Origin of the sequence: Flavobacterium luteum, assembly GCF_008806775.1 — a bacterium.
Taxonomy (GTDB): Bacteria; Bacteroidota; Bacteroidia; order Flavobacteriales; family Flavobacteriaceae; genus Flavobacterium; species Flavobacterium luteum.
In genome coordinates this window covers 413,370-426,407 of sequence record NZ_WAEM01000002.1, presented here as the reverse complement: position 1 = coordinate 426,407, position 13,038 = coordinate 413,370, and the positions used below count along the sequence as shown (strand labels likewise).

The 13,038-nt window shown below is 32.0% G+C and carries 12 protein-coding genes; 7 read left to right on the top strand and 5 right to left on the bottom strand.

Annotation, left to right across the window (positions count from 1 at the left end; genetic code table 11):
- Positions 1–7 precede the first annotated feature (7 nt).
- From F6464_RS05735 to F6464_RS05725, 3 genes are read right to left on the bottom strand one after another with little or no spacing between them, the layout of a single operon-like run.
- Entirely contained in the window at positions 8–1,147 is a 1,140-nt protein-coding gene (locus F6464_RS05735) for an efflux RND transporter periplasmic adaptor subunit (protein ID WP_151106845.1), read from the bottom strand.
- A gap of 12 nt (positions 1,148–1,159) precedes the next feature.
- Positions 1,160–2,506 carry a TolC family protein gene (locus tag F6464_RS05730; protein WP_151106844.1) on the bottom strand — a complete coding sequence of 449 codons (1,347 nt, stop codon included), beginning with the start codon at positions 2,504–2,506 and terminating at the stop codon, positions 1,160–1,162.
- 8 nt (positions 2,507–2,514) lie between these two features.
- Entirely contained in the window at positions 2,515–3,120 is a 606-nt protein-coding gene (locus F6464_RS05725) for a TetR/AcrR family transcriptional regulator (RefSeq protein ID WP_151106843.1), read from the bottom strand.
- Between the two features lie 137 nt (positions 3,121–3,257).
- On the opposite strand from F6464_RS05725, the gene F6464_RS05720 reads away from it, so the two are divergent.
- A complete protein-coding gene (locus tag F6464_RS05720; protein ID WP_151106842.1) occupies positions 3,258–4,232 on the top strand; it encodes a polyprenyl synthetase family protein in 975 nt (324 codons plus the stop codon).
- A 62-nt stretch (positions 4,233–4,294) separates the two neighbouring features.
- Positions 4,295–4,648: a hypothetical protein gene (locus F6464_RS05715; RefSeq protein ID WP_191963326.1), complete on the top strand. Its 354-nt coding sequence runs from the start codon at positions 4,295–4,297 to the stop codon at positions 4,646–4,648.
- Between the two features lie 33 nt (positions 4,649–4,681).
- Here F6464_RS05715 and F6464_RS05710 read toward each other — a convergent pair whose 3' ends face one another.
- Positions 4,682–5,230 carry a hypothetical protein gene (locus tag F6464_RS05710; RefSeq protein ID WP_151106840.1) on the bottom strand — a complete coding sequence of 183 codons (549 nt, stop codon included), beginning with the start codon at positions 5,228–5,230 and terminating at the stop codon, positions 4,682–4,684.
- A 119-nt stretch (positions 5,231–5,349) separates the two neighbouring features.
- On the opposite strand from F6464_RS05710, the gene F6464_RS05705 reads away from it, so the two are divergent.
- Positions 5,350–8,121 carry a 2-oxoglutarate dehydrogenase E1 component gene (locus tag F6464_RS05705; RefSeq protein ID WP_151106839.1) on the top strand — a complete coding sequence of 924 codons (2,772 nt, stop codon included), beginning with the start codon at positions 5,350–5,352 and terminating at the stop codon, positions 8,119–8,121.
- Between the two features lie 73 nt (positions 8,122–8,194).
- Positions 8,195–9,421, top strand: coding sequence for a 2-oxoglutarate dehydrogenase complex dihydrolipoyllysine-residue succinyltransferase (gene odhB / locus F6464_RS05700; protein ID WP_151106838.1), 1,227 nt, complete (start codon positions 8,195–8,197; stop codon positions 9,419–9,421).
- Between the two features lie 52 nt (positions 9,422–9,473).
- Here odhB and F6464_RS05695 read toward each other — a convergent pair whose 3' ends face one another.
- Positions 9,474–9,911 carry a retropepsin-like aspartic protease gene (locus F6464_RS05695; protein WP_151106837.1) on the bottom strand — a complete coding sequence of 146 codons (438 nt, stop codon included), beginning with the start codon at positions 9,909–9,911 and terminating at the stop codon, positions 9,474–9,476.
- A gap of 96 nt (positions 9,912–10,007) precedes the next feature.
- On the opposite strand from F6464_RS05695, the gene F6464_RS05690 reads away from it, so the two are divergent.
- From F6464_RS05690 to F6464_RS05680, 3 genes are all read left to right on the top strand, one after another.
- A complete protein-coding gene (locus F6464_RS05690) occupies positions 10,008–10,775 on the top strand; it encodes a TatD family hydrolase (RefSeq protein WP_151106836.1) in 768 nt (255 codons plus the stop codon).
- A 65-nt stretch (positions 10,776–10,840) separates the two neighbouring features.
- Positions 10,841–11,977, top strand: coding sequence for a 1-acyl-sn-glycerol-3-phosphate acyltransferase (locus tag F6464_RS05685; RefSeq protein ID WP_151106835.1), 1,137 nt, complete (start codon positions 10,841–10,843; stop codon positions 11,975–11,977).
- Entirely contained in the window at positions 11,967–12,995 is a 1,029-nt protein-coding gene (locus F6464_RS05680; protein WP_151106834.1) for an asparaginase, read from the top strand. Before F6464_RS05685 ends, F6464_RS05680 begins: the two co-directional genes overlap by 11 nt.
- The last annotated feature ends 43 nt before the right edge of the window (positions 12,996–13,038 follow it).

Sequence of the window (13,038 nt, the reverse complement as noted above, 5' to 3'; positions counted from 1 at the left end):
TCCGATATTAGAAATTCAACTTCATTCCTTCCGAAATGTTGTTTACACCTTCAGTTACAATAACATCATCGGCAGATAAACCACTCAATATTTCAGTTACATTATCCGATGATTTTCCAACGGTTACGATAACTTTTTTGGCTTTTCCAGTTTTACCGTTGCTTTCTTCAACAATGTAAATAAATTTGTTGCCTTCTCCATCTTCTTGCACTACATTAGTAGGAACTACGATGGCTTTTGTGTTAGTGTAATCAACGATTTTTAGCTTAGCTACTTGATTTGGACGCAATAAATTATCCGGATTTGGAAGCCCAACTTCAATACCAAAACTTCTGTTGTTCGGATTGATAAAATTCCCCACTTGGCGCACTTTTCCTTTATATGTTTTGTTTAAAGAAGACAAGAAAACATCCACTTGATCGCCTACTTTTAGTTTGCCAATATAAGTTTCAGGAACTGAAGTAGAAACATACATGCTTCCTAAATTCACAATTCGCATCAAACCTTGAATGCTTGGCGCAACAACTTGACCTTTTTCAACAAAAACTTCATCTATAGTCCCGCTGAATGGCGCACGGATAACAGTTTTGGCTAATTGTGATTTCATTTGAGCCACACCTTTTTGCGCCCCTATCATTTGGGTTTGTGCCTGAAGAAATTGAATCTCAGAACCAATTTTTTTATCCCAAAGATTTTTTTGTCTTTCATAAGTAGTTTTAGCTAACGCATATTGATTTTCCAAACTTGCTAATTGTTGGCTCATCCCGGCATCATCAACTCTTCCAAGGATTTGTCCTTTAGAAACCGTCTGTCCCGCTTTTACAGTAAGGGAGGTTAATGTCCCGCTAAATTCAGGTTGTACAATAATATTTTCTTTAGTGTCAACACTTCCCTGAACTTCTAGATAATGATTGAAAATAGTGTCTTTTACAGTTGCAATGGAAACTAAAGCTTCTTCTTTTTTAACATCAAGTGTGGCTAACGCCTCTTCAATTTTGGCAATATCAGCTTGTAACAAAGCTTTCTTTTCGTTTAATGCTTTTATATTTTTGGCTTTGATTAAATCGTCTATGTTTTCTGTTTTGTTCGAGTTGGTACAAGACATTAAAAACAATAAAGTTGCTATAAAGGGGAATATTTTTTTCATGTCAATTTTTGATTAGTTTTTATTTATTATTTTTTCTAAGGCTGCTTTTTTGTTAATGATATTCACCATCGATTGGAGATAGTTTTGTTGTGCTGTATACAATTGTCTTTGTGCTTCGCTGAAATCAAAACTTGATGATAATCCTTCGGTAAATTTGATTTGTTGTTTTTTCTCAATGCGTTCGGCTAAACTCAAATTGCTTTTTGAATTAGCATATTCCTCAATACTGAAGTCGTATTCGCTTTTTGCTCTTTCAAATTCTAATTTTAATTGTTGTTCGGTTTGGGTAAGTTGTGTTTTGGCTTGCTCGAAAGCAATTTTAGCTTGTTCGGTTTTAGCCTTTCTTCCAAAACTACTAAAAATAGGAACGTTTAAACTTATTCCAAGATTAGAAAATTTGTTCCATTTTTGAGTGCTATCAAAAAAAACGAAATCATTACCAAACGAATTGTACCCAAAATTAAATGCAGCACCTAAAGACGGTAAAGCTTTACTTCTTTGCAATTTTAATTCTAAGGAACGTTGTTCTTGAAAATTAGTCGCCATTTGATAATTAATGTTTTTAGATACTTCAAAACCACTTTGAGAAAATGCCAAATCTAAATTTGAAACTGTCAAACTATCTAATTTGTCTTTCAGTTTTAAATCTGCATTAATATCTATTCCTAATGAAAACTTTAGCATTTTAGTGGCAATATCAAGTAGTCTTTTAGTGTTACTTAAATTACTATTAATCGATGACAATGTAATTTGAAGTTGTTCAACATTTTCTTCTTCAATTAATCCGTTCTTATAGGTTTCTTGAGTATCCGCAAGTGTTTTAGACAAAGTTGCTTTGTTTTTCTCAAGAATTATAATGCTTTCTTCAGCTAAAAGGACATTGCCATAGGCGTTAACAATCATTTCTCTAATTTCCAGATTGGTTTTTTGCTTGGCATTTTCATAAAATTTTAAATAGGTTTTTGAGGCTTGAAGTGCAACTATATAAGAACCATCAAAAATTAATTGAGTTAACGTTAATCCAGAGTTCACAGATTGTTTGGTTCCAAAAGCAAAAAGTGCAATGTCATTAGGATTGCCTGCAGGATTAAAAGCGTTTCCAGAAACACCTTGTAAAGTAAAGTCGAAATTTTTTAAGTATCCTACACTGCCACTTATTTGGGGTAATCCAGCTGCTGTGGTTTCCCACTTTTTTTCTTTGGCAGATTCAATATCTCTATTGGCATTTATAACAGAATAATTGTGTTCCAAAGCATGATTAATGGCTTCTTGTAAACTAAATGAATAGTTTTGTGGTTTGTCTTGAGCTTGCAGAATACTTGCAATCAAGAAAAAAGTTAGTATTAATTTGTTTTTCATATAGATGATTATTGATTTTTGTTTTTTAGTAAGTGTTCTAATACGACCACGCCTTTGATAGTTGTAATTCCTCGTAAATGATATTCTAAGTAAGTTTCTTGTACTTCTTTAGTGCTGAATTGTATCGGATTAAAAAGTTCTGCATCTTTAATACTAGTCATGCCAGCAAAATAGAAACGACCTATTAATTCTAGGTTGATATCATTTCTGAATAATCCTTGTTCAATTCCTTTTCTGAGATTATCTATCACACAATCTCCCATTTTTTCAAATTGGCGAGACATTAATGTTTTATGAATTTGAGGATAATATTTTTGTAATTGATAGATAGGTGATGTGCTTTCGTTTTTTAAATTTTTCATCACAAAATCTTTAATAATGAAAAGTTCCTCAATTGGATTTTTATCCAAAGTCATTATTTCGTCAATTCCGCATGAAATGGTTTCAAATAAAGATAGGGTTACAGCTTCGACCAAATCATTTTTATTTTCAAAATGATGATAAATAGTCTTTTTTGAAATTCCCATTTCTGAAGCAATATCATCCATAGTAACACTTTTGAATCCTAGTGTTAAATACATTTCAGTTGCTTTTTCTATAATTTTATTTTCCATTACCATTTTAAAATCTGAGGCAAATATACTTTGGAAACTTTTAACACAAAAATAGTTTCCAAAGTTTTTACAATAATTTAACATTTAGGTAGTATTTGAAAAAAGTATTATTTGAATTACTTTAGCCAAAAAAATTCATGCACGCTATAACCCATTATCAAGAGATAGTTTCATCCCATTTCAAGACTTTATCCTTTGAAAAAGAGCCCAAAAATTTATACGAACCTATTCATTATATTCTGTCACTTGGTGGAAAAAGATTGCGACCGGTTTTGACTTTAATGGCGACAGAAGTTTTCAATACTGACTGTAAAAAAGCTTTGTCAGCGGCTACAGCTGTTGAGGTTTTTCATAATTTTTCCTTGATACACGATGACATTATGGATGATGCGCCTTTGCGAAGAGGAAATGAAACGGTGCATGAAAAATGGAATATCAATACCGGAATTCTTTCTGGAGATGCGATGCTCATTTTGGCCTATCAATATTTTGAGGAATACGAACCAAAAGTCTTTCGTGAGTTGGCAAAATTATTTAGCAAAACGGCTTTAGAAGTTTGTGAAGGGCAACAATATGATGTTGATTTTGAAACCCGAGATGATGTCACTATTGATGAATATTTAAAAATGATTGAATATAAAACTGCAGTTTTGGTTGGTGCGGCCATGAAAATGGGTGCTATTGTAGCTGAAACTTCTGAAGAAAATAAAAATTTAATTTATGATTTTGGATTAAATCTCGGTTTGGCTTTTCAATTGCAAGACGATTATTTAGATGCTTTTGGTAATCCTGAAACCTTCGGAAAACAAGTAGGGGGCGATATTATAGAAAATAAGAAAACCTACTTATATTTGAAAGCTTTTGAATTTGCTACACCTTCAGATAAACAACAATTAACACAATTATTTTCAATACATTTGGAAGACAATTTCGAGAAAATAAATACGGTAAAAAACATTTTTAATACCACAGGAGCATCAAATGCTACAAAAAAAGCTATTCAATATTATACCTTAAAGGCTTTTGAAACCCTCCAAAAAATAAATATTGATGACACTAAAAAAGACAAATTGAAATCGTTTGGTGAAAACTTAATGGGGAGAAAAGTTTAAATTTCAGTATAATACATAAAAAACATTTTCAATATTTCTTTAATCTTAAATCAAAAATCATTTTGTTCATTGCTCCACTAAATACTGATTTATTACTTTCTGAAGCAGAAGGCGAAAAATTGTATCTTAAATTAATTGAGCAAATGAATAAGGATTTTAATCTCGCCAATGAGGGAATAGATTTTCCAATGAGTATTTCTCCAAATGAATTAAAAATACAATTACACGAAAAAATATACCGATTAATACAATACAAATTTGCAGAGTATTTAAACTTGCTCTATATAATAGATGTGCCGGAAGATCAAATTAAGAAATTAGACGGTTCAGATATTGTTATTTTATCAGAACAGGTTGCTTTTTTAATATTAAAAAGAGAGTGGATGAAGGTATGGTTCAGAAATAAATACAGATAATTTAAGATCTCTCACTAAATACAGATTTTGTCTTTAAAAAAATACTCTAACAAACGGCATAAAAGCCTCATTATAAACATTGTTATTTGAGTTGTGTAGTATATTATATCTCATACCAACGGTTACATTACCCGATTTATAACCACCTCCAAGAAACAAACCAGTATTCCAGAAATTATTTTTAAAATCACCCGTAATAGATTCATATTTATTATTTACTCTTATTTGTTCCAACTCAACAGAAATTTGTATTTCTTCAATAGGATTCATAAGTGTTATTAAGCTTGCTCCATAATGTATAGAAGTAAAAACATTTTTATTTGAAACATAACCGCCTTGTAAACCAAAACCAAGCGCTACATATTTATTAAAATTGTAAATGGCGTTAGGAGCTAAAGCAATATCAGTAAACCTATTGCCAATACTTAATCCAACTCCGCCACCAAATTGTACTTTTTTCCAAAAATCAGATTTTAAATTTGTATTTTTCCCCTGTTGTTGTGCTAATAAATCATTAGAAAAGATAAAAAGTATTAGAATTAAAAAAGGCTTTGAAATTGATGAAAAATATTTTTTCTTCATATTTGTTTAGTTTTTAACAAATTTATAAGTAAAAGTACTTAAAAAAAATATTTAGATATACAGTATTATTGTATTTTTGTCAAACATTTTAACAAAAGAAGCATAATTTACTAAATATTATGGATAGGTTTTCATTTTTAAACGCTGCTCACACTGAATTTTTTGCCCAATTATATGATCAATATACTGAAAATCCAGACAGTGTTGAACCAAGTTGGAGAAGCTTTTTTCAAGGTTTCGATTTTGGAACAACAATATATAATGAAGACAATCCTGTAACTTTTTTAGCTAATGCAGCTGCAAGCGATGTAGAGAGCATTCACGTTTCAGAAAAACTTCAAAAAGAGTTTAACGTATTAAAATTAATTGACGGCTACCGGTCTAGAGGTCATTTATTTACAAAAACAAATCCAGTTCGCGAAAGAAGATCTTCTTTACCATCACTAGATATTGTAAATTTTGGACTTTCTGAAGCTGATATGAATACCGTTTTTGATGCCGCTAGAGTTATTAAAATTCAGCCATGTTCTCTTAAAGAAATTATAAGACATTTAGATGCTATTTATTGCCAACACATTGGCGTAGAATACATGTATATCAGAAATCCAGAAGTGATTGAATGGATTCAAAGTAAACTCGGAAAAAATGACAACCAACCTAATTTTTCATCAGAAGAAAAGAAAGCTATTCTTAACAAACTAAATCAGGCAGTCTCATTCGAAAATTTCCTTCATACTAAATATGTAGGTCAAAAACGATTTTCACTAGAAGGAGGAGAATCTATAATTCCTGCTTTAGATGCTTTAATTGAAAAAGCAGCCGAAAAAGGGGTTGAGCAATTTGTAATGGGAATGGCTCATCGCGGGCGTTTAAATGTTTTAGCAAATATTTTCGGAAAATCGACTCAGGATATTTTTGGGGAGTTTGACGGAAAAGACTACGATCAAGAATATTTTGATGGGGATGTAAAATACCATTTAGGACTTACAGCTGATAAAGTAACAAGTACAGGAAAAAAAATAAATATTAATTTAGCACCAAATCCTTCTCATTTAGAAACTGTAGGGGCAGTTATAGAAGGAATTACAAGAGCCAAACAAGACAAGTATTTTTCTGATGATTTCTCAAAAGTATTGCCCATTGCCGTTCACGGTGATGCCGCAATAGCAGGACAAGGCATACTGTATGAAATTATACAAATGGCACAGCTAGATGGGTATAAAACAGGTGGAACCATACATATTGTTATTAATAATCAAGTAGGTTTTACCACTAATTATCTTGATGCTCGGTCATCTAAATATTGTACAGATGTTGCAAAGGTAACTTTGTCACCCGTTTTACATGTTAATGCTGACGATGCAGAAGCTGTTGTTCACGCTATGTCATTTGCTTTAGAGTATAGAATGCAATTTGGTAGTGATGTATTTATAGATTTATTAGGTTATAGAAAATACGGACACAACGAAGGCGATGAACCTCGATTTACACAACCTGTTTTATATAAAATTATTGCAAAACATCAAAACCCAAGAGACATTTACGCCGATAAATTATTAGCTGAAGGTGTAATTCAAGAAGGATTTGTAAAAGATTTAGAAACCGCATACAAGCAAGATTTAGATGATAATTTGCAAGCTTCCCGAAAAAAGGATTTGACCATAATTACACCATTTATGCAAAATGAATGGAAAGGTTTCGAGCAAGTTACCGATACTCAAATGCTTCAAAAAGTAGTTACTAAAGTTGATAAAAATATTTTAGATGCTATAATCGAAACTGTTTCTACTTTACCATCCGATAAGAAATTCATCAACAAAATTACTAAAATTGTTACCGATCGTAAAACCATGTACGACAACAATACTATTGATTGGGGAACAGCAGAAACTTTAGCTTATGGTACATTATTGACGGAAGGATATGATATTCGTATTTCAGGTCAGGATGTCGAACGAGGTACTTTTTCTCATCGTCATGCCGTAGTAAAAGTAGAAGATTCTGAAGAAGAAGTAGTTTTACTCAATACCATACAAAACAAAAAAGGAAAATTTAATATTTTTAATTCCCTATTGTCAGAATATGGCGTTTTAGGGTTTGATTATGGTTATGCTTTGGCCAATCCAAAAACACTAACTATTTGGGAAGCACAATTTGGTGATTTCAGTAACGGAGCCCAAATTATGATTGACCAATACATTTCTTGCGGAGAAGACAAGTGGAACAATCAAAACGGTATTGTTTTATTGTTGCCTCATGGATATGAAGGACAAGGAGCTGAGCACTCTTCAGCTAGAATGGAACGTTATTTACAATTGTGTGCCAGACATAATATGTTTGTAGCCGATTGTACGACTCCAGCTAACTTTTTTCACTTGTTGAGAAGACAGATGCTAACCAAATACCGCAAACCATTAGTTGTATTTACTCCAAAAAGTTTGTTGCGTGATTCAAGATGTGTTTCTTCGCAGGACGATTTGGCAAATGGAAGTTTTCAGGAAACAATAGATGATGTTTTGGTTGATAAAAGCAAGGTTAAATCTTTGGTTTTTTGCACAGGAAAATTTTATTATGACATTACTGCTGAACGAGAAATAAATGGAAGAAATGATGTAGCTGTTGTTAGAATAGAACAATTATTCCCATTACCAGTAGATCAATTAAAAGAAATAATTGCAAAATATCCAAATGCCGATGATTATGTTTGGGCGCAGGAAGAGCCAAAAAACATGGGTGCTTACAGCTATTTATTAATGAATTTTAACCTAGTAAAATGGAGATTAGCATCTCTTAAAGCATATGCAGCACCAGCAGCAGGGAGTTATACCAGAGCTAAACGTCGTCATGCAGATGCCATAAAAATGGTTTTTGATAAAGATTTATATAGATAAAAATAATTTAATGTTTAAAATTTCTGTTTAGATCTTTTATCATTAAATAATCAAAATAGTAAACAAAGAAATTATGATTTTAGAAATGAAAGTCCCATCGCCAGGGGAATCAATAAAAGAAGTTGAAATTGCTACTTGGTTAGTAAAAGATGGGGATTATGTAGAAAAAGACCAAGCCATTGCTGAGGTTGATTCTGATAAAGCAACACTAGAATTACCAGCTGAGGCTAGTGGAATAATTACCTTAAAAGCAGAAGAAGGTGACGCTGTTGCTGTAGGAGCTGTAGTTTGCCTAATAGATACTGGAGCTACAAAACCATCTGGAGCTGCAACAGTTGCTGAAGTAGTAAAACCAGTTGAAACTCCAAAATCTGAAGTAAAAGTAGAAGTCGTAAAACCAATTACTACTCCTGTTACTTATGCTGCACAAACCCCTTCTCCAGCTGCAAGAAAAATATTAGACGAGAAAAACATTCAACCTACAGATATAATTGGTACAGGAAAAGACGGAAGAATTACGAAAGATGATGCCGTAAATGCCGTTCCATCGATGGGAACTCCAACTGGAGGATCACGTGGTTCAGAAAGAACAAAGTTATCTATGTTGCGTCGTAAAGTAGCTGAAAGATTAGTTGCCGCTAAAAACGAAACGGCCATGTTGACTACTTTTAATGAAGTAAACATGACGCCTATAAATGCCTTGCGTAATGAGTACAAAGATGCATTCAAAGCCAAACATGGTGGGGTTGGATTAGGTTACATGTCATTTTTTACAAAAGCAGTTACTAGAGCTTTACAACTGTATCCAGATGTAAACTCAATGATGGATGGTGATTATAAAATAGCATTCGATTTTTGCGATATCTCTATAGCCGTTTCAGGTCCAAAAGGTTTAATGGTGCCAGTAGTTCGAAATGCAGAAAATTTAACTTTCAGAGGCATTGAAGCTGATATTAAAAGATTAGCTATAAAAGCGCGCGACGGACAAATAACTGTAGACGATATGACCGGCGGAACATTTACCATTACTAATGGAGGTGTTTTTGGAAGTATGTTATCTACACCAATTATTAACCCACCACAATCAGGAATCTTAGGAATGCATAATATTATTGAGCGACCTATAGCAGTAAATGGCAAAGTAGAAATTCATCCAATGATGTACGTGGCATTATCTTATGATCACAGAATTATTGATGGTCGTGAGTCTGTTGGTTTCTTGGTTGCCGTTAAAGAAGCTTTAGAAAACCCAGTAGAATTATTGTGTGATAATAATCCAAAAAAAGCCTTTGAATTGTAATTTAAACCAAAATCAAAATATATAGTCCCAAATTCTGAAGAGTTTGGGATTTTTATTTCAAATATAAATTGTGATTGAAATAATCTATAATGGCTTTTCCATTTAATAAAACATCTGCGCCAATAATTCCTTGAACAGGTTTAGCTTTGTGTTGTATCAATGCATCATTTACATGCGATAAATCAAAAATCACAAGATGAAAGTTATTTTTTTTCCATGTACCAAGTTGTAATTTGTTGTTTTTGGCAATTTGAGTAAGCATGCCAGTTGCGCCAGCTCCAGCGGCTTTAGTTTTTGATTTTCCAGCGGTTAATTGAAACAATTCAATACATTCAAAACCTACACAACTATTACTAGCTCCTGTGTCTAATATAAAATTTCCTTTTATACCATTTAAGCTTGCTTCTATTAGTAAATGTTGGGTTTTTGAAACTTTAAATTTTATTTTTTTGTACTTTTCTTTTTTAAGAAGGTCAGGAAGGGTTTTCATTTTATATTGAACAAAGATTATAATATCCAAGGTAACAAAAGTATATCGTTTTTTAACCTTTTTTAAAGTATTTTTGTCACTAAAAACAAGATAAAAATGATTCTCACCGATACACATACCCATCTTTATTCTGAAGAATTTGATCAAGACCGAACAGTAATGATTCAACGTGCTATAGAAGTTGGTGTTTCTCGGTTTTTTATTCCCTCTATTGATTCCAATTACACACAAAAAATGTACGATTTGGAAGCTCTATTTCCTGAGAATATTTTTTTAATGATAGGTTTACATCCAACATATGTTAAAGAAAATTATATCGAAGAATTAGCACATGTCGAAGCCGAGCTAGCCAAAAAGAAGTTCTATGCAATTGGCGAAATTGGGATTGATTTGTTTTGGGACAAATCCTTTTTGAAGCAGCAACAGCATGCATTCCAGCATCAAATTCAATTGGCAAAAAAGTATAAACTCGCCATTAATATTCATTGTCGGGATGCATTTGATGAGGTATTTGAAGTTTTAGAAAGCGAGTGTGCTACTGATTTATTTGGAATTTTCCATTGCTTTACAGGTGATTTTTCTCAAGCGCAAAGAGCCATTGATTTAAACATGAAACTTGGAATTGGAGGCGTAGCTACTTTTAAAAACGGAAAAATAGACCAATTTCTAAAAGACATTGATATCAAAAATATTGTTTTAGAAACCGATTCGCCATATTTGGCGCCTGTTCCTTTTCGTGGCAAACGAAATGAAAGCAGTTATACTAAACTTGTTGCCGAAAAGTTGTCTATAATTTATAAAGTACCCATTGAAGAAATTGCTCGCATTACAACAGAAAATTCTAAAGCAATTTTTGGGATTTAATGCAATCAAATGGTAATTTTAAATTTATTTTCGTTCATTTGTGTATATTTTAAAAAACGTTAAAAATGCAAAAGTTTGATAAAATTCGTCCTTTCTATGATGCTGAAATAAATGAAGCGATATGCTCTTCTATAAATCATCCGATGATGAAAGCATTGATGAATTTTACTTTTCCTGATACCGAGGACAATGTTTGGAAAGAGCAACTAAAAAAGACTCATTCTATAAGAGATTTCCAATGCAATTTTATTTATCAATCTGTTCAGAAAGTCTTAGAAAAAAGTTCAGATGGATTGTCAACTTCTGGCTTTGAAAAATTAGAAAAAAACACAGCCTATTTATTTATTTCTAATCATAGAGATATTATTTTAGATACCTCCTTATTAAATGCATCGTTATTTGATCATGGTTTAGTAATGACAGCATCAGCTATTGGCGACAATTTAGTTAAAAAGGCTTTTATGCATACTTTGGCAAAATTAAACAGGAATTTTCTTGTTCAGCGAGGATTGTCTCCCAGAGAAATGCTTCAAAGCTCTAAGTTAATGTCTGATTATATAGGTCAATTATTGTTAAGAGAGAATCGTTCTGTATGGATTGCACAACGTGAAGGCAGAACTAAAGACGGAAACGACGCTACTCATCCAGGTGTTTTAAAAATGCTATCTATGGGTTCAACCGAAGAAAATTTGATGGTTTATTTCAAAAAGCTTAAGATAGTTCCTGTCTCTATTTCTTACGAATATGACCCTACTGATGCCTTAAAAATGCCGCAATTAATGGCAGAGGCTAATAATGAAATTTATATCAAAGAAAAGAATGAAGACTTTATGACCTTGTTGAGTGGAATTATAGGTCAAAAGAAGCACATTCATATACATATAGGAGAAATCTTGAATACTGAATTAGATATCATTAATGCAGAATTAGATAATTCAAACAAACAAATTCAGGCTTTAGCTCAGGTAATAGATGATTCAATTTTAAAAAGCTACAAACTTTGGCCAACCAATTTTATTGCTTACGACATTCTATATAAAACAGATAAATTTAGTGCCTTTTACACTGAAAATGAGAAGTCTCTTTTTGAAAGACGTTTAGAAATCAAAATAGACGGAAATAATTCGGTCGCTTTAGAAGGTTTTTTAAATATGTATGCCAATCCAGTGGTCAATAAATTAAAATATCAAAATGTCATCTAAACCCAATATTCTTTTAATTTATACTGGTGGCACCATTGGTATGATGAAAGATTTTGAAACTGGTGCTTTAAAAGCCTTTAATTTTAGTCAATTATCTGAAAAAATCCCTGAGTTAAAGCTCTTAGATTGTACTATAGAAACGATTTCATTTGAAACTCCTATTGACTCATCAAATATGAATACTGTCGAGTGGATTAAAATTGCTACAATTGTAGAAACTAATTATTCTAATTTTGATGGCTTTGTGGTGCTTCATGGTTCAGATACTATGTCCTATTCAGCATCTGCATTGAGTTTTATGCTAGAAAATCTTACTAAACCTGTAGTTTTTACTGGTTCACAATTACCAATTGGTGATTTACGAACTGATGCCAAAGAAAATCTAATTACAGCTATTCAAATAGCTTCGTTACAATATAAAAATGTACCCATAATTCAAGAAGTATGTTTGTATTTTGAATACAAATTGTATCGAGGAAACCGAACAAAAAAAATAAATGCAGAACATTTTAATGCATTTTCATCACCAAATTATCCGCCTTTGGCTATTTCAGGTGTTCATTTAAAAATGAATCAAGAACTATTTTTATCAAAAAGCAAGATTCAAAAATTATTAGTCCATAAACAATTAGATAATAATGTAGTTATTGTAAAAATGTTTCCTGGAATAAATGAGTCGATACTGTCAGCAATTTTAAATATTCCAAATCTTAAAGGAGTAATTTTAGAAACCTATGGTTCAGGAAATGCTTCAACACAGGAGTGGTTTCTTAGTGCTTTAAAAAAGGCAATAAAAAGAGGATTATATATTATAAATGTAACCCAATGCTCAGGAGGAAGCGTGAATATGGGTCAATATGAAACGGGTACTATGCTTAAAAAAATAGGCGTTATTTCTGGTAAAGACATTACAACTGAAGCAGCAATTACTAAACTAATGTATCTTTTAGGGCAAAAAGTAGCTTCGAATCTTTTTAAAACAATATTTGAAACTTCTATACGGGGCGAATTATCATAAAATTTGATTTATAATTTGATTTACTCGAATTTTTTATAGTTAT